Source organism: Xanthomonas sp. WHRI 7064 (assembly GCF_040202355.2).
GTDB lineage: Bacteria > Pseudomonadota > Gammaproteobacteria > Xanthomonadales > Xanthomonadaceae > Xanthomonas > Xanthomonas arboricola.
Genome location: NZ_CP167821.1, coordinates 4,562,473 through 4,583,785, shown reverse-complemented (window position 1 = coordinate 4,583,785; position 21,313 = coordinate 4,562,473). Strand labels below are relative to the sequence as shown.

Sequence of the window (21,313 nt, the reverse complement as noted above, 5' to 3'; positions counted from 1 at the left end):
GGTGACCGCTCTCCGAGGCGCCACTCATCTGCCCCTGCGGGGCACCTTCTCCGGCAGGTAAGAAAGAGTTACAGCCCGCGCGCGCGCAATTGCGCATCCAGGCGTGGATACACCCGCCGCGCATTGCTTTCGAATACCTTGCGCTTGTCGGCGTCGGAAATCGCCAAGGCATCGATGTAGCGCTTGGTGTCGTCGAAATACTGGCCGGTCTGCGGGTCGATGCCGCGCACCGCACCGACCATTTCCGAGCCGAACAGGATGTTGTCGATGTCGATGACCTCGAACAGCAGATCGATGCCGGGCTGGTGATACACGCAGGTGTCGAAGAACACATTGCGCATCACATGCGTGGACAGCGGTGGCTTGCCGAGCATGTCGGCCAGGCCGCGGAAGCGACCCCAGTGATACGGCACCGCGCCGCCGCCGTGCGGGATGATGAAGCGCAAGTCCGGGAAATCAGCGAACAGATCGCCTTCCAGAAACTGCATGAACGCGGTGGTATCGGCATTGAGATAATGCGCGCCGGTGGCGTGGAAGTTGGCGTTGCAGCTGCCCGACACATGCACCATCGCCGGCACGTCGAGCTCGACCATCTTTTCGAAGAACGGATACCAGGCGCGATCGGTCAATGGCATGCCGTTCCAGTGTCCGCCGGACGGGTCGGGATTGAGATTGCAGCCAACAAATCCGAGTTCGCTGACACAACGTTCCAGCTCGGCGATCGACTGGGCGATCGGCACGCCCGGCGACTGCGGCAACTGGCACACGCCGATGAAGGTGTGCGGATACAGCTGCACCACGCGCGCGATCAGGTCGTTGCAGTGGCGCGTCCACACCTGGCTGACTGCTTCGTCGCCGATATGGTGCGCCATGGTGCTGGCGCGTGGCGAAAAAATCGTCATGTCGGCACCGCGCTCGCGCAACAGGCGCAGCTGGTGCTGTTCGATGCTTTCGCGCAATGCGTCGTCGGAGATGGACGGATACACCGGCGCGGGCAGGCTCGGGTCGTCGTACTGCGCGATCTGCGCCTTGCGGAAGGCATCGTGCGCCGCGGGCGCGGTGGTGTAGTGGCCGTGGCAGTCGATGATCATGGCAAGGGTCTTGTTGAGGCGGCGGGATCGGTGAGCAAACGACCACGTACGCGAAAGGCGGGCCCACCCGGTGCGCGGCACCTGCAGGTGCCCACGTGGGGTGTGGTGCGCGCATGGATGCTCACGCGCAGGTCGCTGCGGCACGCGGTGTCGGCCATGCCGCGCCGCAGGCGCAGGTCGTGGACCGGGCATGGCCGATGGCAATCGATCCAGCGTGGTGGCGCATCCATCCGCTCAGCCATACAACTGCCCATCGAACAGCTTGCGTGCAGTGCGCAGCACGGCGGTGCGCACCACCTCGCCGTGCGAATCGACCGTGATCACGCAGCTGCTCGCACCACTGGGATGCTCGACCTCCAGCTGCTGGGTGGTGCCGCCAGGCAGCTGCGCCAGAGCGTGCGCGGGGGAGCCAGGCAGCAGGCAGGCAGTGGCCACAGTGACGGCGCCGAGCACGCCGATCGAGGCGTGGCAGCGGTGCGGAATGAACGAGCGCACGCTGATCGCGCCGCCGTGGCGCGGGGCGGCGACCAGCATCATCTTGGGCACGGTGGCCTTGGCAACATCGCCCAGCTGCATCAACGGGCCGGCCTGCAAACGAAGCGATTCCAGGCGGGTCTTCAGTGCCGCATCTGCATCGAGGGTGTTGCGGTCTTCGTAACCGCTGATGCCGAGATCGCTGGCGCGCAGCACCACGCAGGGCATGCCGTTGTCGATCAGCGTGACCTCCACGCCATCCAGGATATCGACGCTATTGCCGGTGGGCAGCAACGCACCACACGAGGAGCCGGCGATGTCGGCAAATGCCAGCGCAATCGGCGCAGCGGTGCCGGGCACGCCGTCGATGCGGGCGTCGCCGTCGTAGCGCACCTGGCCACCGGGCGTCTGCACGCTGGCGGTGGCCAGCGTGCCGGTGTTGCGCATGAAGATGCGCACCTCGGTTTCGCCATCGCGTGCCGGCAACAAGCCCCGCTCCAACGCGAAGGGGGCAACGCCGGCCAGCATGTTGCCGCAGTTCTGCGCGTCGCTGACCTGTGCCTGGTCCACCGACACCTGCAGGAACAGATAGTCCACGTCGGCATCGGCGCGTGCCGAGCGCGACACCACCGCGACCTTGGAGGTCAGCGGGTCGGCGCCGCCCATGCCGTCGATCTGGCGGACATCCGGCGAGCCGTAGGCGCGCAGCAGGAAGGCATCGCGTGCGGCGCGTTTGCTCGGCAACTCGTCGGCCAGGAAAAAGCCGCCCTTGGAGGTACCGCCGCGCATCCACATTGCGCGGACGTGCTCAGACATAGCGCAGGCCCTTGGCCGCCAGCCGCTCGCGCATGGCATAGATGTCCAGGCCCAGTTCGCCGCGTGCCAGGCGCTCGCGTTTGCGCAGTTCGCGCGCTTCGCGTGCCTGCGCTCCGGCCAGCACCGCGGCGGCGCTGGCGCGCGGTACCACGCACACGCCATCGTCGTCGGCTACCACCACATCGCCCGGCTGCACCAGCGCATCGGCGCAGACCAGCGGCACGTTGACCGAGCCCAGCGTCTCCTTGATGGTGCCCTGCGCGCAGATGGCGCGGCTCCAGGCCGGGAACTGCATCGCCGTGAGGTCGCGCACATCGCGTACCCCGGCATCGATGATCAGCCCGCGGCAGCCGCGCGCCTGCGCCGAGGTGGCGAGCAGGTCGCCGAAATAGCCATCGCAGCAGGCGCTGGTCGGGGCGACCACCAGCACATCGCCGGGATGCAGTTGCTCGATGGCCACATGCATCATCCAGTTGTCGCCGGGCGGGATCGACACGGTGACGGCGGTGCCGGCGATGCGGCAGCCGGCATAGATCGGGCGCAGGCGATGGTGCAGCAGGCCGCTGCGCCCCTGCGCCTCGTGCACGGTGGCTACGCCGGCCTGCGCAAGCCCGTCGACGACGGCCAACGGGGTGCGCGCGATCCGGGTGACGACCTGGCTCATCCATCCATCCTCGTTAGGCGTGCACCGAGTCTGTGCGGCGAGCGCCTGCTGGCTCAAGATTCATTTGAGGTATGCATATTGGTTTTGCTTATAGTTAGAGCATGCCGCCGACTCCCGAGCCGAACCTTCGCCATCTCTACGCCCTGGTGGTGGTGCACCGGCTGGGCAGCATCAGCGCGGCCGCGCCGCAGGTGAATCTGTCGCAACCGGCATTGACCCAGGCGGTGGCGCGGCTGGAACAGCAGCTCGGCGTGCGCCTGTTCGAGCGGCATCCGGGCGGCATGGTCGCCACCGAGGCCACGCAGTGGCTGGTGCCGCGCATCGCACGGGCGTTGGAGCAACTGGGTCGCGGCATCCGGGTGGCGCGGCGGGCGTTGCGGTTGCCGGCCCGGCCCGGCCTGGAGCGACGGGTCTCGCTGGGGCAACTACAGGCGCTGGTCGCGGTGGATGTGGCCGGGAGTTATTCGCTGGCGGCGGCGCGCGCCGGGGTCTCGCAACCGGCGATCTATCGCGCTGTGCAGTCGCTGGCCGATGTGATCGAGGTGCCGCTGACGGTGCGCCGCGGCAAGACCATGCAGGCCACGCCGGTGGCCACGCGGCTGCTGCGGCAGGTGCGCCTGGCGCTGGCCGAATTGCGTGCGGGCCTGGACGAAGTGAGCGCGTTGCGCTCGCAGCACGCCGGCCGGATCGCGCTGGGGGTGATGCCGCTGGCGCGGGCGATCCTGCTGCCGCAGGTACTGGCGCGGTTTGCGCGCGCGCATCCCGGTGCCAGCGTCAACGTGGTCGAAGGCCCGTATGACGAATTGCTGGCGCATCTGCGCGAGGGCGGGCTGGACCTGCTGATCGGTGCGCTGCGCGAGCCGTTGCCGGTGCGCGATGTGCTGCAGGAGCCGTTGTTCGACGACGAGCCGGTGATCGTGGCGCGCAGCGGGCATCCGCTGGCCGGGCGCGCCTATGCGTTCGCGCAGTTGCTGGAGTACCCCTGGGTGATCGCCACCACCGGCACGCCGGTGCGCGCACGCTGGGAGCAGATGTTTCGCGATCAGGGCATCGAGCCGCCGGCGCTGCGCATCGAATGCGGCGCGGAGCTGACCATCCGCGGGCTGCTGCTGGAAGGCGACTGGCTCACGCTGATGTCGCGCGACCAGTTCCTGTTCGAGCGCCGCGCCGGCTTGTTGTGCGAGGTCGGCCGCGCCGGGCCGCAGCTGCGCCGCCAGATCGGCATGACGCTTCGCAGCGACTGGCATCCCACCCGCGCGCAGTCGGCATTCGTGCAGACGCTGCGGCAGGTCTGTGCCGAGCGCGTGCAGCCGGCCGATGCGCAGGGCGGGCCGTTTCGCTATTGCGCGCCGATCGACGCGCCCGCCCCGTTGCGTTCACGCACCGGGCGGTCAGAATCGGAGCCTTCTTGAGAACGGATCGCTGATGCTGCCTGACTGGTTGCAAGGGACCTGGCTGCTGGCACTGGACTGGGCGATTCGCCTGGCCGCGCTGTTGTGGATTCCGGCCCGCACCACGCCGGGTGCGGCGCGCAGCTGGTTGCTGCTGATCGGCTTCGTGCCGGTGGTCGGCCTGCCGCTGTATCTGCTGTTCGGGCATCCGTGGCTATCGCGGGTGCGGGTGGAACGCCAGGCCACTGCCTCGCAGGTGATCCGCGAGCAGCAACTGCCGCTGCATGCCTTGCGCTGGACCCCGCAGGCGGACACCAGCAGCGCCGAGGTGGTGCCGCTGATCGAACGCCAGGGCGACTTCATGCCCACGCTGGGCAATGCGGTGGACTTGCTGGACGACTACACGCAGTCGCTGCAGGCCTTGATCACCGCGATCGACATGGCGGAAAAGCGCGTGCATCTGCTGTATTACCTGATGTTCGATGACGCGGTGGGCGACGCTGTGGTCGCCGCGCTGCTGCGCGCCGGTGCGCGTGGCGTGCGCTGCCGCGTGCTGCTGGATGCGGTGGGCGCCAAGCGCGGTCTGCGCCATTACCGCCAGCGCCTGCAGGCCGGTGGAGTGGACGTGCTGGCGGTGTTGCCCGGTGGCCTGCGCTGGCGCCGCAGCGGGCGCATGGATCTGCGCAACCATCGCAAGATTGCGGTGATCGACAACCAGGTGGGCTTTGTCGGCTCGCAGAACCTGGCCGAGGCCAGCTTCATCGACGGGGTGCCCAACCGCGAGCTGATAGCGCGCGTGCGCGGGCCGGTGGTCAATCATCTGGAAGCGGTGTTCGCCAGCGACTGGTTCACCGAAACCGGGCAGCGCCTGGACGTATGGCCGGATGCGCCGGTGTGCGAGGCCAACATCGCCACGCAGCTGCTGCCCAGCGGGCCGGCGTATCCGTTCGAGAATGCGCGCGATGCGATCAACGCGGTGATCCATCTGGCGCGGCGCAAGGTGGTGCTGGTGACACCGTATTTCGTCCCCGACGAGGCCTTGCTCAGTGCCTTGCGCATTGCCGCGGTGTCGGGCGTGGATGTGCAGCTGATCCTGTCGGAGAGCAACAACCAGATCCTGGCGGCCTGGGCGCAGGAGGCGTATTTCGAAGAGCTGCTGCGTTGCGGGGTCAAGATCGCGCTGTATCGCCCGCACTTCCTGCATGCCAAGCACCTAAGCATGGACGAGGACATCGCGCTGGTCGGCTCGATCAACCTGGACATCCGCTCGTTCGCGCTCAATGCCGAGATCGGCATGCTCTGCTACGACCAGGGCGTGGTGCAGCGGCTGCGTGCGATCGAGCAGGATTACCTGGCCAACGCACGCCAACTGGAGCTGGAGCAGTGGCGCACGCGCCCGGCCTGGCGCCGCAGTCGCGAGGGCATTGCGCGCCTGGCCGATGCGTTGATGTAGCGGCCTTACGTCAGTCCAGGCGCATCACCTGGAAGACGTTGCCCTCCGGGTCGCGGCCGTCGTACATCTGGTACGCAAAGCCGACGTAGCGTTTGAGCTCGCCCACCGGTACGCCTGCGCTGCGCAATTGCTCGCGATGGGCCGCCAGGTCCGAGGTGATGGCAAAAACCAGCTTTGTGGTGGAGCCGGCGGCCGGTCGTGGCGGATCCGATGCCGGCGATGCCGGCAACTGGCGGTACCTGTCGCCGACCAGGTGCAGCGCCAGCTCGATCTGCCCTGCGGCCAGGACGACCCACTGATCGGCGATCTCTTCGCGGACGGGGAGTGAGAAATGGGCCTGGTAAAAGGCCTTGATTGCCGCGACATCGTGGACGTAGATGATGAGCCTGACCAATGCAACAGACATGCTGTGGGCCTCCCAGGGCCTTTGCCGAGCGTGCGCAGCCAATCGTAAGCGCTTGTGATGCCGGGCGCGCGGAAACTTGGCAAGCCCGGGGCCGGCCGGCGAGGCGCCTGCGCAGCCAGGACACGGCGATCGGGGGTCCGGCGCAGCCATCGCCTACAATGCCGCAATGAACCCAGTGCGTGATTCCGGCGATGCAACGATCGCCATCGTCGGCGGTGGCGCATCCGGTGTGCTGGTGGCGCTGCAGCTGTTGCGTCAGGCCGCCGCGCCGCGACGGATCGTGTTGATCGAGCCGCATCCGTTGCTGGGCGAGGGGGTGGCGTATTCCACCACGCGTCCCGAACACCTGCTCAATGTGCCGGCCGCACGCATGAGTGCGCTGATGGATGCACCGCAGGATTTTGTCGACTATCTGCGTACGCACGCATGTTGCCCGGAGCTGGACGATACGCAGCTGCCGCAGCAGTGTGTCGGGCGCAGGCATTACGCCCCGTATCTGCACGATCGTCTGCAGGCCGCGCGTGCAACCAGCGCTGCCGCCCTGATCGTGCGTACCGCACGCGTACAGACCTTGCAGCCCAACGCAGACGGTGCGCTGTTGCATCTGGACGACGGGCACGCGCTGCAGGCCGCCGCCGTGGTGCTTGCGGTTGGTAACGCGCTGCGCCCGTTGCCGTTGCGTGGCGCCACCGGCCTGTCGGCTGCGCAGCGGGTGGAAGCCTGGGACACCGAGGCGGTGGCCGCGTTGCCGCAGGACGCTGCGGTGTGCATCGTCGGTTCGGGGCTGAGCATGGCCGACACCGTGGTGACGCTGGCCGCGCAGGCCCATCGCGGCGCGGTGCATGTGGTGTCGCGGCACGGGCTGTTGCCCTTGCCGCATGCGCATGGCGCGGTGGCCGTGTTCGACCCGCAACCGCTGCTGGCGCTGCCGTTGCGTGCGCGCATGCGCGCGTTGCGCCGGCACGCCCGCCTGGCGCTGGCGCAGGGGCTGCCGTGGCAGGGCGTGATGGAACGCATCCGGCCCTTGAGTCAGGCCTTGTGGCAGACCTTGTCGGTCGCCGATCAGCGCCGTTTCCTGCGGCATGTGGTGCGTTACTGGGATGTGCATCGTCATCGCGTTGCCGCGCCGGTGCATGCGCAATTGCAGGCGATGCAGGCGCGCGGGCAGCTGCAGTTGCATCGCGCGCGGCTGGATGTGGCGTTTGAGGTCGGTGCATGCGTGCGCGTGAGTGCGGGCGCTGCCCGTGCCGGGCATGCATTGCAGCTGGATGTGCAGACGCTGGTCAATGCCACCGGCGTAGAAATGCGCGTGCAGGCGATGCGAAACCCGTTGCTGCAGCAGTTGCTGGGGCAGGGCATCGCGATGGCCGGCCCGCACGGCATCGGCGTTGACACCGCTGCCGATGGCAGCCTGATCGATGCCGACGGCCATGCGAACCCGCGCCTGCGGGTGATCGGCAGCCTGCGCATCGGCGCGCTGTGGGAGAGCCTGGCGGTGCCGGAGTTGCGTGAGCAGGCAGCGGCGATCGCGCGGGATGTGTTGCTGCAGCTGGAGCGCTGATAGGCGTGTGGGGACTGGAAATACAGCTTGGCTGCCGTCTCCGGCCGTGACGCTGGCCTCTTCGAGAGGCGACGGCGACGCATAGCGCCCGATGAGGGCGCGAGCAAAGCCTCGGGTGACCCGCAATGCGTCGTGGCTGCGCCTCGTGCCCTCACCCCAACCCCTCTGCCCTCACCCCAACCCCTCTCCCGCAGGCGGGAGAGGGGCTCTGCCACGGCGAGCATCCGCCTGCGCTCTTGCAGGCAGGAAAACAATCAGCGTCTTGCTTCTCTGGCAGGCGGCAGAGCAACCACTATCCTGCCTTCCCCCGCCTGCGGGGGAAGGTGCCCGAAGGGCGGATGGGGGCAGCATTCCCAACCGCTTCATCGCAATCTCAGCCGCAGCGACGCCACAACCGGTAAAATGCGGCGGTGGATGTCTCTCATTTGCTCGATCATTTAAACCCCGCCCAGCGCGAGGCCGTTTCCGCGCCGCCGGGGCATTACCTCGTGCTGGCCGGCGCCGGCTCCGGCAAGACGCGCGTGCTGATCCATCGCATCGCCTGGCTCAACGAAGTCCAGGGCGTGCCCAACCACGGCATCTTCGCGGTGACCTTCACCAACAAGGCCGCCGGCGAAATGCGCCACCGTACCGACCTGCAGCTGCGTAACGGCAGCCGCGGGATGTGGATCGGCACCTTCCATGGGCTGGCGCATCGGCTGCTGCGGCTGCATTGGCAGGACGCGCGGCTGCCGGAAGGCTTCCAGGTCATGGACAGCGACGACCAGCTGCGGCTGGTCAAGCGCGTGGTGCAGGCGCTGGAGCTGGACGAGGGCAAGTATCCGCCCAAGCAGATGAGCTGGTGGATCAACGAGCAGAAGGACGAAGGCCGCCGTCCGCAGCATATCCAGCCCGAGCCCAACGACGACTGGACCGAAGTACGCCGGCAGGTCTACGCCGCCTACCAGGAACGTTGCGACCGCTCCGGCCTGCTCGATTTCGCCGAGTTGTTGCTGCGCGCGCACGAACTGCTGCGCGACACCCCGGCCTTGCTGGCGCATTACCGTGCGCGCTTCCGCGAGATCCTGGTCGACGAGTTCCAGGACACCAACGCCATCCAGTACGCCTTCGTGCGCGTGCTGGCCGGTGAAACCGGCCACGTGTTCGTGGTGGGCGACGACGACCAGGCCATCTACGGCTGGCGCGGCGCCAAGGTCGAGAACGTCCAGCGCTTCCTGAAGGATTTCCCCGGCGCGCAGACCGTGCGGCTGGAGCAGAACTACCGCTCCAGCGCCAATATCCTGGGCGCGGCCAATGCGGTCATCGCGCACAACCCGGACCGGATCGGCAAGCAGCTGTGGACCGATTCCGGCGACGGCGATCCGATCGACCTGTATGCGGCCTACAACGAGGTCGACGAGGCGCGCTATGTGGTCGAACGCGCGCGGCAGTGGGTGCGCGATGGCGGCAGTTATGGCGAAGTGGCGGTGCTGTATCGCAGCAACGCGCAGTCGCGCGCGCTGGAAGAAGCGCTGATTTCCGAGCAGCTGCCGTACCGTGTGTACGGCGGCATGCGCTTCTTTGAGCGTGCCGAAATCAAGGATGCGTTGGCGTACCTGCGCCTGCTTACCAACCGCAGCGACGATGCCGCGTTCGAGCGCGCGGTCAACACGCCCACGCGCGGCATCGGCGATCGCACGCTGGATGAAGTGCGCCGCCTGGCACGCGCCAACGCCTTGTCGCTGTGGGAAGCGGCAATGCTGTCCACGCAGGAAAACACCCTGGCCGCGCGCGCCCGCAATGCGCTGGCCACGTTCCTGAGCCTGGTCGGCCAGCTGCATGCCGAAACCGGCGACATGGAACTGGCCGAACGCATCGACCATGTGCTGATGCGCTCGGGCTTGCGCGAGCATTGGGCCAAGGAAAGCCGCAGCGGGCTGGATTCGGAATCGCGTACCGAGAACCTTGACGAACTGGTGTCGGTGGCTTCGCGCTTCACCCGCCCGGACGATGAAGACAGCCAGGGCATGACCGAGCTGGTGGCCTTCCTGGCCTACGCCTCGCTGGAAGCCGGCGAAGGCCAGGCCCAGGCCGGCGAAGAAGGCGTGCAGTTGATGACGCTGCATTCGGCCAAGGGCCTGGAATTCCCCATCGTGTTCCTGGTCGGCCTGGAAGATGGCCTGTTCCCGAGCGCTCGCTCGCTGGAAGAAAGCGGCCGGCTGGAAGAAGAGCGCCGTCTGGCCTATGTGGGCATCACCCGCGCGCGCCAGAAGCTGGTGCTGTGCTACGCCGAATCGCGACGCATCCACGGCCAGGACAACTACAACGTGCCCTCGCGCTTCCTGCGCGAGATCCCGCGCGAGTTGCTGCACGAAGTGCGCCCGAAAGTGCAGGTCTCGCGCACCGCCTCGCTGGGCGCGGCACGCGGTGGCCCGGTGCACGGCGTGGTCGAAGCCGCACCGATCAAGCTCGGTGCCAATGTCCAACACCCCAAGTTCGGCGGCGGCGTTGTCGTGGACTACGAGGGGGCCGGTGCGCACGCGCGGGTGCAGGTGCAATTCGATGACGTCGGCGCCAAGTGGCTGGTGATGGCGTATGCGAATTTGACGGTGATGTAGGCGTTTCTTCTACTACGGGGAGACGCACTGTGGTGGCCGCTGCTGATTGGACAACGAGGTTTTCCCTTCTCCCATCGGGAGAAGGTGGCGCGCAGCGCCGGAGGAGGGTATGTCGTGGCTGGCAGTGGCGATGCGCGAATTTCCACAGGACGGAGCGAAGCAATGATGGTGGAAGCGACGATAAAAGCTTTTGTGGAAGCCTCGATTTCTGCAGAGGAATTTGAACGCAAGATTCAGTCAGATGCATCCTTCGAACGTCTTCTAAAGAATGAAGTTCAACTTCCTGCCTACATCCAGGAAGCTGATCTCTACACGCATCTGATCAGTCAGGACTACAGCCGGATCGGCTCTGTCTACAATGTTCAAAAACTACTTTGCAGCTTCTTGAAGAAACACAAGGTTGCGCATGCCTGTAGTGAAAAACATAGCGAGTTACTCGAGTTGACACTGAAAGCTCAGCCCAAATGGCTTGATCTTCCATCCTGGTACTTCTCCCTTGCTATCGAAGGTCAGGGCGATAGCAAGGAAAAGGAACTGGTGAGAATTTTAAAAGACAAGATCGCGCAGGATTTTCGTTTCTTGAAATCGGCGCCGAAGTGGCTGCAAGGCCCTGATTGGCCTATCGTTGAAGGACGGCCGTTGGTGTTTGTAGGGCAGATCGATATTGGCAGCCTCCGTCACGACACTGCGCAGCTATACATTTTCTATGATGATCACACTGGAGCATTCGTAAATTTCAGCCAGTCCTGCTAGAGGCTGCCGAGCTGGACAATATCAGCGGCCAGCGAAAGTTTTCATGTCATGCGTACATGTGCAACGCATCCGACAGCAGACGAACGCGTTGCATCTACGCATTGCGGTCGTAAATTGGGCATGTAACCGTCACTACGAGCGTGCCGTTGTGCGCTGCCCGATGCATTCACAGCATCATCCGTGACACCCTGCGATCGAATCGAACGCAGAGCAACAGACGGCAGGATGCGCAGAAAATGCATCGGGCGAGCTCTACAACCCTGCTTGAGCAACAGTGCGACCGCCGCAGCTGGATTGATCCACATCAATGTCTGCGTCGCTAGACCCTGTCAGGCTGCCATCACCGGCGATGCTGCCAGTCACTTCGGAGATCACCATGTACAAACGTATCCTGATCGCCATCGATGCATCCGAGCTGTCGCATCGTGGTTTGTTCCAGGGTCTTGAACTGGCCAAGGCGACTGGCGGCAAGGTCGATATCGTCACCGTGTCCGAGCCGTGGGCAATGGGCATGTACGACGCGATGGGCTGGAGCGTGGGCTACGAGGCAAGTCCGGAGTACCGCAAGGAACGCGAAGCTGCCGCAGAGAAGATCCTGCGCCCGGCGCTGGAGCTGGCGGCTGCGGCCAATATCAAGGCCACGTCGCGCCACGTGCTGGACCGCTTCGCCGCCGAAGGCATCGTGCAGACCGCCAAGGAGTGCAACAGCGATCTGATCATCATGACCTCGCACGGCCGCCGTGGCATGCGCCGCATGCTGCTTGGTAGCCAGACGGTAGAGGTGCTCACGCACAGTTCGATCCCGGTGCTGGTGATCCGCTGATCGTTGGATGTTTTGCTGCGCCAAAGCAGATGCAAAGCGTCCTACGTTCCAAGTCGCACAATCTCTCGTAGGAGCGCGCCTGAGCGCGACGGGGCGTTATCGGTAAAGCCTCATCGCGCTCAGGCGCGCCCCTACGCGGATTGCAAATTGGAGGTCAGCTTTCCATTGGTGCCGGCTGTGCAAGACGCCGTAGCGCTTCGGTATGCGCCAGCGTGGCGGACTGCACCGGCAGCGTGCCGGCGCGCACCGATGCGTGATCGCGCTGCGCATCCTCGCTCAGCTCGCGCATGAAGCGCCACACCGGCATGTAGTGTCCGCGGCGTGGCGAATGCGTCGGCGGCGCGGCGCGGCACTGGCGGCGCCATTGCATCGGCGGCATGCCGAAACGCTGCTGGAAACAGCGTTGGAACTGCCGCTCCGACGCAAAGCCCATTTCGTACAGCAGCCAGGTCAGGCCGCACTCCGGGTAGGCCTGCAGATAACGGTACGCAGCGCACAGGCGCTGCTCGCGGATATAGCTGGCTACGCCCCCGCGCGACTGGAACAGCCGGTACAACGATGCACGCGACAGCCCGAACGCCTGCTGCAGGGACTCGGTACCGAGCTCGGCCTCGCCGATGTGCTGCTCGATGTAGGCCAGCAGATCGCTCATCAGCGACGCATGCGCCTCCATGGTCGAGGACGCTTGCGGAGAGATGGCGTTGTAGTAGCTGATGCTCATGCGGTACTGCCTGCGGCCCACCTCCGGGGCCTGTCCTTCGATCAACCGAAAAAAGCATCGCCAACCCATCACGTTTCTTTCATGAAGTCGGCCGCGCATCACGCATCGGCACGAGTGAGAGGATTTGTCGGTTGTGTGCAGGGGCATTTCTAGACTCGCCGCACTACTGAAGAGGCGTCATCGCACGGCCTGTCGCTTGGGTCCGCGTGGTGCGGTAGTTGCGGGCAGTCCAGCAGCACCGGCGTCGCACGCAGGCTCCAGGCGATCGGCCGGGCCGGCGATATCCAGGCCACAAGACAGCGCACGTGCCCCGCACGTTGGCGCAACGGGCAAGCTCAATCGGAAATCAGGCATGGCCAGCCATCAGAAGTTCATCGCCCGCAATTGGGCGCCACGCGTTTAGATCGAATACGACGTGGAGGTCTACGGCGCGCAGAAGAAGGTGCAGATTCCGTTCGTGATGGGCGTGATGTCGGACCTGTCCGGCGCCAATCTGAGCTGCCGTCGCTGGACGATCGCAAGGCATTGCAGTCGCTGGCGTCAGCGGCCAAGCCTGTCTCCGAACCGGAAGGGGCCTGACGGAGCTGGATCAGAACAGCACGATGTTGCCACCCAGCGATTGGGACGCCTACCTGCCCGTCGCCAAGTCCACCTGGTTCAATCGCAAGCTATGCGAGGCGGCCATGCGCTGAGCATGAGGCGGCCTGTGTCCTTGCGCGCAAGTAAGCGTTGTCAGATCGCGTCGCGCCGATGGGCGGTCGTGTGCGACCGAAATGGTGCTGGAATCGTCGGCCGCCAACGTGCTCACCGAAGATCACTGCACGCATCATCTCGAAGGCATTGTTGGACTTCGGGAGACTGAGTCGTTTTCCAGGCGCTCCCGAGTAAAGCGCAATGCACAGCCCGGTCAGTGAATCGTCGTTTTCTCAGTGATCGCTGGGTTGCTCGGCGGCCCATGCGCTGCCTGTGTAGCCGCCCTGTGTGCCTCAGCAATCAAGGCTTGCCTGATCATTTCTTGTTGGTAGGTCTTGGAGGCGCTTTCAGCCAACTGAGGTTCAACCTGCAATAAGTGATTATTGAGAAAGGCACGCTGTAGACAATATGCATCGTACAGAGGCGTATCACGCATCAGTGCTTCATGCATGACATTCCAATGCGACCTGGCAAGTTCCTGTACCAACGCGTCGTCCTGAAGATCGATCTTTTCAAAGCCTCCTAGACGTGGTTGTGCTGGAACCCAGGCGGGTATGGCGGGGGGTTTAGGCCACTGGTCATAGCCAAGAAAGCGCTGGGACCAGATGCCCAGCTTCATGAGGGCTAGTGAAAACGGAAGGGGCAAGATCACCAATATCATCCAGTAATTGCGCTCGATTGCCTCAACTTGTGTCGGGATGATGCTAGTCAATTGATCCAATAAAGCGTTGGCCAGTGCGATGCCGATGGTATGACAAATAGGATAGGCCAATGCTCGATGGAGCCAACGACGCCAACGGACACGATGCCCCAAGTTGGGCGCAGAACTGGGCTCCATAAAGAGCAGATAATTGATGAAAAGAAGTGCCAGAAAGAAAATGCCGACGGCTTTGGACAGTTCCATGTCGCTTGTTCTCTTTATCAGGGGGCGTCATCGTGAACAGGTAAGCACAGCTGCCCGAAGTTGCTGAAGAAAGGGCGTCGGGTCAGACGCGTCGGTCGTTGCAACGCTGCTGCTCCTAGCTTATCTACTGCGTCGCTGCAGGGGCACCAACGAGAATCGCCCCGGTCACGACCTCGAACAAGCGGCCGGACCGGTCGGTATGCGATGGCTGTTCGCGAAGCCAGGCCAACGCGGCGATGAGGTCGAACAGTTCGTCTCCGTCGATGTCGGCACGCGCCTTGCCATCTGCCTGGGCTCGCGCCAGCAGTGCCGCGCCAGCGCAGCGTAGCCTGACGCAGGAGCCGTGCAACGCGGAGGATTCGTCTTCGATGGCCGACATCATCGGCGCAAGGACGCCGCGCTGGCGGTGCGTGAAGTCGATGATGTCCTGCAGCCACAGCACCAATGCCCGGTCCGATGCGTCTGCGTGCTGCAAGCCATCGGCCTTGGTCGCCAGGTCTTCGAAGCTGCTGCGCAATAGCGCTTCCAGCAACGCCTCACGTGTGGGGAAGTGCCGGTACAAGGTGCCCAGCCCGACTCCGGCACGGCGGGCGATGTCGCGCAGCGATGCCTCCGCTCCTGATTCTGCGAGGGCTTGCCGCGCCACGTCCAGCAAGCGCTCATAGTTCTTTTGTGCGTCGGCTCTCATACCATCCTTTACATTCGGAGCAGTGCTCCGTATATTCGGATCACTGTTCCGTTAAGGGTATCGCATGCAAGCCACTGCAGAAAAGATCAAGACGATGAAAGCCATCCGTCAGACCGCATTCGGCGGGCCCGACGTGCTCCGCTACGAAGATTCGCCTATGCCTGCGCTGCAATCGGGCGAGGTGCTGATTCGGGTGCGCGCCGTCGGCTTGAATCCCCCCGACTGGTACCTGCGTGAGGGCTACAAGGCGCTGCCCGCGCAGTGGCGCCCGGCGGTGGATTTTCCGTTGATTCTGGGCACGGACGTGTCAGGCGTGATCGAAGCAGTCGCCAACGACGTCGAAGGGCTGTCGGTGGGCGAGGAGGTCTATGCGATGGTGCGCTTTCCGAGCGGATTGGCCGGAGGCAGCCGGGCGTATGCACAGTATGTGACCGCACCAGCGGGCGAGGTCGCCGTCAAACCGTCCGGGATCGATCATGCCCACGCTGCGGGTGCGCCCATGTCGCTGTTGACGGCCTGGCAGTTCATGGTCGAACAAGGGCATAACGCACCCAATCCGCTGCAACCGATGCCGCATGTGCCGGTGGAGCTAGACGGCAAGACCGTGGTGGTCAACGGTGCCGCCGGCGGCGTCGGTCACTTTGCAGTGCAGTTGGCGAAATGGAAGGGTGCACACGTGGTTGCGATCGCCTCAGGCAGACACGAAGCATTCGTGCGTGAGTTGGGCGCAGATGTATTCATCGATTACACCCGGGTAACGCCGGAAGATGCCATCAGCGAGGCAGATCTGGTTGTGGATGCCGTGGGCGGTCCGGCGACGGGGCGATTCCTCCAAACGCTCAAACGTGGTGGAGCGCTGTTTCCAATCTTTCCGCTCGGATTCGATGGCCGGCAAGCCGCCGGCGCCTTGGGTGTGAGCGTCTCCACCACCCAGGTCAGGTCCAGCGGCGCACAACTCGCTGCACTGGCCCCGCTATTGCAGTCCGGTGTCGTGCGCGTAGCCATCGACAGCAGCTTCGATCTGTCGCAGGCGCGGCAGGCACACGAACGCGCCGCGCAAGGCCACATCCAGGGCAAGATTGTGATGACCGTTGAGTGATGGACGACCGCCAGGCACTCCTGCATACGAATGTTCTCAAGGCCGCTGTCGATGACCTGCTCAACAATCGCCAGCTGAGCGTGGAAGAGGCCATGGACCGGCACTTCAGCCCCGACTTTCGTCAATGTACCAACGGCCTTTGGGAAGACCGCGCTGCCGTGCGCGAACGCATCATGCAGCTACGCGAAGATCTGCAGCACGCCACGTTTGTTGTACGCGACGAGTTTTGTTGCGGCAATCGCTATGCGCAGCGGCACACGATTGCCCTTGCGATGCGAGATGGCGCAGCGGCCGCGCTCGATGTCTACGTGTTCGCCGAGCGCGATGCCGATGGGCGGTTTCTGTGGATCGAGGAAGCGGTTCATTCAGTTGCAGTGGCATAAGCCAACCTGTCATGACGCCGAAGAGCAGCAACAAACACTGCAGCGCTCACCGCCAGGTACGCACAGCCGGTGTGCAGTGCGGCATGTAACTCGTGTATACCCAGATTCTGGGTGCGTCTTCCACACCCGCCTGATGACGGCCGTTGCGTGTTGCAGGCCGCTTGCCCGCGTCGAACTGAAAGCGCCCGGAAGTGGCCAACTTCGGGCGCTGTCGTCACGGCACCGGATGCAGGTTGCGTACGGAACTGACGCTCTCCAGTAGCGCAGCGAGGTGCAGGATGGTGGATTCCGCCTGCCACTTGCCGACGATCTGCACGTTGATCGGCAGACCTTCCCTGCTCGTGCCGAACCACATCGCAACGCCAGGCAGGCGGCGACATTGAGCGGCACGGTTGCGCCCTGGAGATAGGCGGCGTCCACGGTCTTGCCGTCGATGCTGAATTCGGCGACGCCGTTGGTCGCTGGTGCAATGGATCAAACAGAAACCTTGAGAGCTTCCTGCGAAGTTCCAGGCTTCTAATCATCTCCCAAGACCGCGTCGCTACGCTTCGATTCGCTTGATCCAACGCAAGCTGCAGCGGCGGCAGTGGCACCGCCGTAGCTTGTCAATCCGCGTGCCATACGCGTCGTATCGACGTCTGGGGAAATCCGATGAACCCGATCTCAGTCACAAGCTGTCTTGCGTTTGCCTTTGCGACGTTGAGTGCACCGACATTCGCCGCCGAACCGATCACCGGGAAATGGTTCACCGACAACCAGCAGGCCCTGGTGGAAATCCGGCCCTGTGGCGCGTCGCTCTGCGGCACCATCATCAAGGTCTTGAGGAGCAAGCCCGGTAGTGCAAAGACCGATGTCTTCAATCCGGATCCGGGCAAGCGCAACAACCCGATGGAAGGCACGGTGATCCTCAGCGAACTGGTGGATGCCGGGGATCTGTGGAAAGGCAGGATCTACAACCCCGAATCCGGCAAGACCTACAACGCCAAGCTCACGCGCGGGGCGGATGGCTCCTTGAAGGTGGAGGGCTGCGTGGCCTTCATCTGCCAGGGGCCGACCTGGCAGCCCGCACCTTGATGGCTGCCTGATCCACGGCCCCACGCGCCTTTTGCCAGGGACGGCGCAGGCGAGCTAAACCGTTTGGTTTTGAAATGCCTGCCCAGCCGCCAATGCGGGATACTGCGCTTCCACGCAGGCGAGATGGACCGGATGTCCGAGCTGCCGATCACCGAGTTGTTGCAGGCCTGGCAGCGCGACGAGCCCGGCGCGGGCGACGCATTGGCGCGGCAGGTCTATGAGGTGCTGCGCGCCACCGCGTTGCGCGAGCTGCGGCGCGATGCGCGTGCCGGCCTGCAGGCGACCGAGGTGGTGCACGAGGCCTGGATGCGGCTGGAGCAGGGCCAGCAGGCGTTTCGCTCGCGCACGCATTTCTATGCGGTGGCGGCACTGCAGATGCGCCATCTGCTGGTGGATCTGGCGCGCCAGCATGCCAGCGCCAAGCGGCTGGGGCAGGCGGTGACCCTGACGATTAGTTTGTCCGACGGCGCGCCACGGCCGGAGGCGTTGATGGTGGTCGCCGATGCCTTCGACAAGCTGGCGCGGGTGGACGAGCGCAAGGCCAAGGCCTTCGCGCTGACCGAGCTGGTGGGTTTCAGCGTGGCCGAGGCGGCCGAGCAACTGGAGGTGTCGGTGCCGACGCTGGAGCGCGACCTGCGCTTCGCGCGGGTGTGGCTGGCGGCGCAGCTGTGAGCAGTGCCGCCACCTCCTGGCAGCGATTGGAGGCCTTGTTCCATCAGGCCTGTCTGCTGCCGGTGCAAGCGCGCGAGGCATTCGCGCGTGCGCAGACCGACGACGATGCAGTGCTGCGTGATGAGTTGCTGGCGATGCTGGCGGTGGAATCGCAGGCCACGCTGCGCGTGCGCGCGCCGCTGCAACAGGCCGCCGCGGCACTGCGCGCGCCGCTGCCGGAACTGCCGGCCGGCACGCGCTTCGGTGCATGGGCGATCGACCGCCTGATCGGCGCCGGCGGCATGGGCCAGGTCTATCTGGGCCATCGCGCCGACGGTGCCTACGAGCGCGAGGTGGCGATCAAGCTGGTGGCCGCCGAAGCCCTGGATGCGCAGGGCCGCGCCTTGTTCGAATTCGAATGCCGGCTGCTGGCGCAGATGGTGCACCCGGCGATCGCGCAGATCCACGACGTGGGCACCGATGCGCACGGCCGTCCGTATCTGGTGATGGAGTATCTGCGCGGCGAGCCGATCACCTGGTGGTGCGATGCGCATCTGCTGTCGCTGCAGGCGCGCGTGCTGCTGATGCTGCGGGTGGGCGAGGCAGTGCAGCACGCCCACCAGAAAGGCGTGATCCATCGCGATCTCAAACCGAGCAACGTGCTGGTCAGCGCGGTCGATGGGCGGCCGATGCCGGGCGTGATCGATTTCGGCATCGCCATCGATGCGTCCAACCCCGGCATGACCTCCGCGCATGGCCGCGGCACGCCCGGCTACATGAGCCCGGAACAGGCGCGCGGCGCGCCGGAGGTGGACGCACGCAGCGACATCTATGCGCTGGGTGCGATGTTCTACGAACTGAGTTGCGGGCTGGCCCCGGTGGCAGACCGCGACGGCGTGCCGCAGCCGCCATCGCAGCGGGTGGCGGCAGTGCCGGCGGATGCGCGCGCGCGCATCTGCGCGGCCCGTGCGACCACCCACGGCAAGCTGCAGGATCAGCTGCGCGATGGCCTGGATGCGATCGTGCTGCGCGCGCTGGCGCCGGAACCGGGCGCGCGCTACGCGTCGGTGTCGGCCTTGCTGGAGGATCTGCACCGTTGGCTGGACGGCTACCCGCCACATGCGGTGCAGGCCGGCGGCTGGTTGCGGCTACGCAAGTTCACCCAGCGCCATCGCAGCGGCGTGCTGGCTGCTGCACTTGTTTCGATCGCGCTGGTTGCCGGCCTGGGCGCAACACTGTGGTCGCTGCAACGCGCTGCGCGCGATGCGCAACGCGCGCAGGTCACTGGCGACTTCATGAGTTCGGTGCTGTCCAGCGTGGACCCGGGCATTGCGCAGGATCTGGACAAGACGCTGATGCTGCGCGTGCTGCAGCAGGCCTCGCAGCGTGCCGCGCGTGAGTTGGCCGGTCAGCCGGATGCTCGTACGCAGGTGGAGCTGACCCTGGGCCGCACGCTGATCGCGCTGGGCGATTATCCGCAGGCGGTGCTGCATCTGCGCATCGCCCAGACATTGGCGCAGCAGCACACGGGCGCAGCCAGCGTGCCGGCCCTGAAAGCGGCCTCGATGCTCGGCCAGGCGCTCACCGGCGCCGGCAAGGCGAACGAGGCCGAACAGACGCTACGCCAGGGCATGGCGCTGGCCGCAGGCGGCAACGCAGAACAGCAGGCGCTGGGCAGCGAGATGCGCGCGCGCTTGGCCTGGGCGTTGCGCGACCAGGGCCGCATGGCCGATGCCATGGCAGAGAGCCGGCATGCCTATGTCGCTGCGCTGGCCAACGGCGCCACCACTGCGGATCAACGCATCGATGCCGGCAATGTCTATGCTGGCCTGCTGGCCGACGTCGGCCAGCTGCTGCCGGCGATCGCCCTGCAGCGCAGCCTGCTGCGCGAGCGTATCGCCTTGCGCGGGCCGGAGCACCCGCTGGCGCTGTCGATGCGCAACAGCCTGGCGGTGTTCCTGCTGATGCAGCGCGACTTTGCCGCTGCCGAAACCGAACTGGCCTCGCTGCTGCGCCTCACCCGCAAGCTCTACGGCGACAACGCCGCCGACACCTTGATGGTGGAAAGCAACCTGGCCGACGCATTGCGGCAGCAGGGCAAGCTGGCCGACGCCGGCCCGCATTACCGCGCAGTCCTGGAGCGCGCGCGCACCCTGTTCGGCAACGATGCGCCGGCCACCATCGGCTATCGCAGCAACCATGCGTTGTGGCTATTGGACAATGGCCAGCTGGATGCCTCGCTGGCCGAACAACGCGCGTCGCTGGCGTCGTCCATGCGGGTACTGGGCCGTGCGCATCCACAGACCGCCGAGATCCTGCGCGGCCTGTCCGAAGCCGAGCGCAGGCTCGGCCAGATGGCCGCCGCGCGCGACCACGCGCAGCAGGCATTGCAGATTCTGACCGGCATCTATGGCGATGCCGAACAACCCTTGCGCGCCGCACGCCAGACCTTGGCCCTGGTCGCCCCGGCCGAGGTGCTTGCCGCAACCTCCAGCACAGAAACCACGGCGTCGGTGGCGCAACGCTAGATGAGGATCTGGTTGGTCTAGTGCCGCCGGCCGACAGCTGCCGCAAGGCGACAGCACAGGCAATCCCTGTCGCCATGCGGCAGCGTACCGAAACCGGCGGGCCATCGCGCCCGGCATCAGCCACACAAGGCAGACGTCACCGAACCGGCGCCCGAGCTCCCGCGAGGCTTACGCTCTACGATTCCCGATTCCCGATTCCCGATTCCCGAATCACCAGCTATACAGCTTCCAATACACCTTGTTGACCTTGTCCTTCTCCGCATCGGTATGCCCGTCGTGATCGCGGTCGTACAGGAAGTAGGGCGCACCGCGTGCAGGCGTCACCCGCACCATTTCCAGCTGGCCGTTGACCCGGTACTCGTCGACCTTGTCGCCGTTGCCCATGGTCTTGCTGGTGACATCCGCACCGGCCGGCACATCGCCGACCGCGCCGCTGGTGGCGCAGCCGCCGAGCAGCAGTAACGGCAGCAGCAAAAGACTCGCTCTCTTCATCGTCGTCATCCGTTCTAGGTCGTCGGCAAGTATGCGCCGGCACGGTGTGGC

At 65.3% G+C, this 21,313-nt stretch carries 19 protein-coding genes and 2 pseudogenes; 12 read left to right on the top strand and 9 right to left on the bottom strand.

The window, feature by feature from the left end; all coding sequences use genetic code 11:
* Nucleotides 1–68: 68 nt before the first annotated feature.
* The 3 genes from ABQY74_RS19540 to ABQY74_RS19530 form a co-directional block, all read right to left on the bottom strand.
* Nucleotides 69–1,091: an amidohydrolase family protein gene (locus ABQY74_RS19540; RefSeq protein WP_349794492.1), complete on the bottom strand. Its 1,023-nt coding sequence runs from the start codon at nucleotides 1,089–1,091 to the stop codon at nucleotides 69–71.
* 234 nt (nucleotides 1,092–1,325) lie between these two features.
* Nucleotides 1,326–2,381, bottom strand: coding sequence for a 4-oxalomesaconate tautomerase (locus tag ABQY74_RS19535; RefSeq protein WP_228600185.1), 1,056 nt, complete (start codon nucleotides 2,379–2,381; stop codon nucleotides 1,326–1,328).
* A complete protein-coding gene (locus ABQY74_RS19530) occupies nucleotides 2,374–3,045 on the bottom strand; it encodes a 4-carboxy-4-hydroxy-2-oxoadipate aldolase/oxaloacetate decarboxylase (RefSeq protein WP_349794489.1) in 672 nt (223 codons plus the stop codon). The genes ABQY74_RS19535 and ABQY74_RS19530 overlap by 8 nt, the downstream gene beginning before the upstream one ends.
* 101 nt (nucleotides 3,046–3,146) lie before the next feature.
* Between ABQY74_RS19530 and ABQY74_RS19525 the strand changes: the two genes are divergently transcribed.
* Complete coding sequence (locus tag ABQY74_RS19525; RefSeq protein WP_349794487.1) at nucleotides 3,147–4,457, top strand: LysR substrate-binding domain-containing protein; 1,311 nt, start codon at nucleotides 3,147–3,149, stop codon at nucleotides 4,455–4,457.
* Nucleotides 4,458–4,470: 13 nt separating this feature from the next.
* The gene (gene cls, locus ABQY74_RS19520) at nucleotides 4,471–5,889 is read left to right on the top strand and encodes a cardiolipin synthase (protein WP_349794485.1); all 1,419 of its coding nucleotides are present in this window, start codon (nucleotides 4,471–4,473) and stop codon (nucleotides 5,887–5,889) included.
* A gap of 10 nt (nucleotides 5,890–5,899) precedes the next feature.
* On the opposite strand, the gene ABQY74_RS19515 is transcribed toward cls, so the two are convergent.
* The gene (locus ABQY74_RS19515; RefSeq protein ID WP_349794483.1) at nucleotides 5,900–6,295 is read right to left on the bottom strand and encodes a VOC family protein; all 396 of its coding nucleotides are present in this window, start codon (nucleotides 6,293–6,295) and stop codon (nucleotides 5,900–5,902) included.
* Nucleotides 6,296–6,461: 166 nt separating this feature from the next.
* Here ABQY74_RS19515 and ABQY74_RS19510 point away from each other — a divergent pair, with 166 nt between their 5' ends.
* The 4 genes from ABQY74_RS19510 to ABQY74_RS19495 all read left to right on the top strand — a co-directional run bounded on the left by ABQY74_RS19510 (nucleotide 6,462) and on the right by ABQY74_RS19495 (nucleotide 12,029).
* Nucleotides 6,462–7,856 carry an FAD-dependent oxidoreductase gene (locus ABQY74_RS19510; RefSeq protein ID WP_349794481.1) on the top strand — a complete coding sequence of 465 codons (1,395 nt, stop codon included), beginning with the start codon at nucleotides 6,462–6,464 and terminating at the stop codon, nucleotides 7,854–7,856.
* A gap of 410 nt (nucleotides 7,857–8,266) precedes the next feature.
* Nucleotides 8,267–10,453 (top strand): DNA helicase II, encoded by a 2,187-nt coding sequence (gene uvrD, locus ABQY74_RS19505; RefSeq protein ID WP_039521182.1) that lies wholly within the window; start codon nucleotides 8,267–8,269, stop codon nucleotides 10,451–10,453.
* A 114-nt stretch (nucleotides 10,454–10,567) separates the two neighbouring features.
* A complete protein-coding gene (locus ABQY74_RS19500; RefSeq protein WP_349794478.1) occupies nucleotides 10,568–11,206 on the top strand; it encodes a hypothetical protein in 639 nt (212 codons plus the stop codon).
* 376 nt (nucleotides 11,207–11,582) lie between these two features.
* Nucleotides 11,583–12,029 (top strand): universal stress protein, encoded by a 447-nt coding sequence (locus ABQY74_RS19495; protein ID WP_024937550.1) that lies wholly within the window; start codon nucleotides 11,583–11,585, stop codon nucleotides 12,027–12,029.
* A gap of 154 nt (nucleotides 12,030–12,183) precedes the next feature.
* Here the strand turns inward: ABQY74_RS19495 and tagK are convergent.
* Nucleotides 12,184–12,814, bottom strand: a pseudogene (gene tagK, locus ABQY74_RS19490) (transcriptional regulator TagK).
* Nucleotides 12,815–13,153: 339 nt separating this feature from the next.
* Here tagK and ABQY74_RS19485 point away from each other — a divergent pair.
* Nucleotides 13,154–13,281 (top strand): annotated as a pseudogene (locus ABQY74_RS19485) (type VI secretion system contractile sheath small subunit); the annotation flags it as partial.
* A 376-nt stretch (nucleotides 13,282–13,657) separates the two neighbouring features.
* On the opposite strand, the gene ABQY74_RS19480 reads toward ABQY74_RS19485, so the two are convergent.
* Both ABQY74_RS19480 and ABQY74_RS19475 read right to left on the bottom strand, forming a co-directional pair.
* Nucleotides 13,658–14,347, bottom strand: coding sequence for a hypothetical protein (locus tag ABQY74_RS19480; protein WP_349794476.1), 690 nt, complete (start codon nucleotides 14,345–14,347; stop codon nucleotides 13,658–13,660).
* 124 nt (nucleotides 14,348–14,471) lie between these two features.
* The gene (locus tag ABQY74_RS19475) at nucleotides 14,472–15,035 is read right to left on the bottom strand and encodes a TetR/AcrR family transcriptional regulator (protein ID WP_047127615.1); all 564 of its coding nucleotides are present in this window, start codon (nucleotides 15,033–15,035) and stop codon (nucleotides 14,472–14,474) included.
* Between the two features lie 64 nt (nucleotides 15,036–15,099).
* On the opposite strand from ABQY74_RS19475, the gene ABQY74_RS19470 reads away from it, so the two are divergent.
* Both ABQY74_RS19470 and ABQY74_RS19465 read left to right on the top strand, forming a co-directional pair.
* Entirely contained in the window at nucleotides 15,100–16,134 is a 1,035-nt protein-coding gene (locus ABQY74_RS19470) for an NADP-dependent oxidoreductase (protein WP_349794474.1), read from the top strand.
* Nucleotides 16,134–16,517 (top strand): hypothetical protein, encoded by a 384-nt coding sequence (locus ABQY74_RS19465; RefSeq protein WP_047127613.1) that lies wholly within the window; start codon nucleotides 16,134–16,136, stop codon nucleotides 16,515–16,517. The genes ABQY74_RS19470 and ABQY74_RS19465 overlap by 1 nt, the downstream gene beginning before the upstream one ends.
* A 214-nt stretch (nucleotides 16,518–16,731) precedes the next feature.
* On the opposite strand, the gene ABQY74_RS19460 is transcribed toward ABQY74_RS19465, so the two are convergent.
* Complete coding sequence (locus tag ABQY74_RS19460) at nucleotides 16,732–16,872, bottom strand: glutamyl-tRNA(Gln) amidotransferase (protein WP_104590307.1); 141 nt, start codon at nucleotides 16,870–16,872, stop codon at nucleotides 16,732–16,734.
* A gap of 296 nt (nucleotides 16,873–17,168) precedes the next feature.
* On the opposite strand from ABQY74_RS19460, the gene ABQY74_RS19455 reads away from it, so the two are divergent.
* The 3 genes from ABQY74_RS19455 (at nucleotide 17,169) to ABQY74_RS19445 (ending at nucleotide 20,770) form a co-directional block, all read left to right on the top strand.
* The gene (locus tag ABQY74_RS19455; protein WP_372469977.1) at nucleotides 17,169–17,591 is read left to right on the top strand and encodes a DUF2147 domain-containing protein; all 423 of its coding nucleotides are present in this window, start codon (nucleotides 17,169–17,171) and stop codon (nucleotides 17,589–17,591) included.
* Between the two features lie 132 nt (nucleotides 17,592–17,723).
* On the top strand, nucleotides 17,724–18,263 hold the full coding sequence (gene ecfK, locus ABQY74_RS19450) for an ECF-type sigma factor EcfK (RefSeq protein WP_026064380.1): 540 nt from the start codon (nucleotides 17,724–17,726) through the stop codon (nucleotides 18,261–18,263).
* Nucleotides 18,242–20,770 (top strand): tetratricopeptide repeat protein, encoded by a 2,529-nt coding sequence (locus ABQY74_RS19445; protein ID WP_349794471.1) that lies wholly within the window; start codon nucleotides 18,242–18,244, stop codon nucleotides 20,768–20,770. Before ecfK ends, ABQY74_RS19445 begins: the two co-directional genes overlap by 22 nt.
* A gap of 210 nt (nucleotides 20,771–20,980) precedes the next feature.
* On the opposite strand, the gene ABQY74_RS19440 is transcribed toward ABQY74_RS19445, so the two are convergent.
* Nucleotides 20,981–21,262, bottom strand: a complete 282-nt coding sequence (locus ABQY74_RS19440; RefSeq protein ID WP_039515413.1) for a DUF2782 domain-containing protein — start codon at nucleotides 21,260–21,262, stop codon at nucleotides 20,981–20,983.
* Between the last annotated feature and the right edge of the window lie 51 nt (nucleotides 21,263–21,313).

What these genes read in the sequence shown, in the direction of transcription:
- ABQY74_RS19540 (WP_349794492.1), bottom strand. Translation starts at nt 1,091, where the DNA reads ATGATCATCGACTGCCACGGCCACTACACCACCGCGCCCGCGGCGCAC.
- ABQY74_RS19535 (WP_228600185.1), bottom strand. Translation starts at nt 2,381, where the DNA reads ATGTCTGAGCACGTCCGCGCAATGTGGATGCGCGGCGGTACCTCCAAG.
- ABQY74_RS19530 (WP_349794489.1), bottom strand. Translation starts at nt 3,045, where the DNA reads ATGAGCCAGGTCGTCACCCGGATCGCGCGCACCCCGTTGGCCGTCGTC.
- ABQY74_RS19525 (WP_349794487.1), top strand. Translation starts at nt 3,147, where the DNA reads ATGCCGCCGACTCCCGAGCCGAACCTTCGCCATCTCTACGCCCTGGTG.
- cls (WP_349794485.1), top strand. Translation starts at nt 4,471, where the DNA reads ATGCTGCCTGACTGGTTGCAAGGGACCTGGCTGCTGGCACTGGACTGG.
- ABQY74_RS19515 (WP_349794483.1), bottom strand. Translation starts at nt 6,295, where the DNA reads ATGTCTGTTGCATTGGTCAGGCTCATCATCTACGTCCACGATGTCGCG.
- ABQY74_RS19510 (WP_349794481.1), top strand. Translation starts at nt 6,462, where the DNA reads ATGAACCCAGTGCGTGATTCCGGCGATGCAACGATCGCCATCGTCGGC.
- ABQY74_RS19495 (WP_024937550.1), top strand. Translation starts at nt 11,583, where the DNA reads ATGTACAAACGTATCCTGATCGCCATCGATGCATCCGAGCTGTCGCAT.
- ABQY74_RS19480 (WP_349794476.1), bottom strand. Translation starts at nt 14,347, where the DNA reads ATGGAACTGTCCAAAGCCGTCGGCATTTTCTTTCTGGCACTTCTTTTC.
- ABQY74_RS19475 (WP_047127615.1), bottom strand. Translation starts at nt 15,035, where the DNA reads ATGAGAGCCGACGCACAAAAGAACTATGAGCGCTTGCTGGACGTGGCG.
- ABQY74_RS19470 (WP_349794474.1), top strand. Translation starts at nt 15,100, where the DNA reads ATGCAAGCCACTGCAGAAAAGATCAAGACGATGAAAGCCATCCGTCAG.
- ABQY74_RS19465 (WP_047127613.1), top strand. Translation starts at nt 16,134, where the DNA reads ATGGACGACCGCCAGGCACTCCTGCATACGAATGTTCTCAAGGCCGCT.
- ABQY74_RS19460 (WP_104590307.1), bottom strand. Translation starts at nt 16,872, where the DNA reads ATGTGGTTCGGCACGAGCAGGGAAGGTCTGCCGATCAACGTGCAGATC.
- ABQY74_RS19455 (WP_372469977.1), top strand. Translation starts at nt 17,169, where the DNA reads ATGAACCCGATCTCAGTCACAAGCTGTCTTGCGTTTGCCTTTGCGACG.
- ecfK (WP_026064380.1), top strand. Translation starts at nt 17,724, where the DNA reads ATGTCCGAGCTGCCGATCACCGAGTTGTTGCAGGCCTGGCAGCGCGAC.
- ABQY74_RS19440 (WP_039515413.1), bottom strand. Translation starts at nt 21,262, where the DNA reads ATGAAGAGAGCGAGTCTTTTGCTGCTGCCGTTACTGCTGCTCGGCGGC.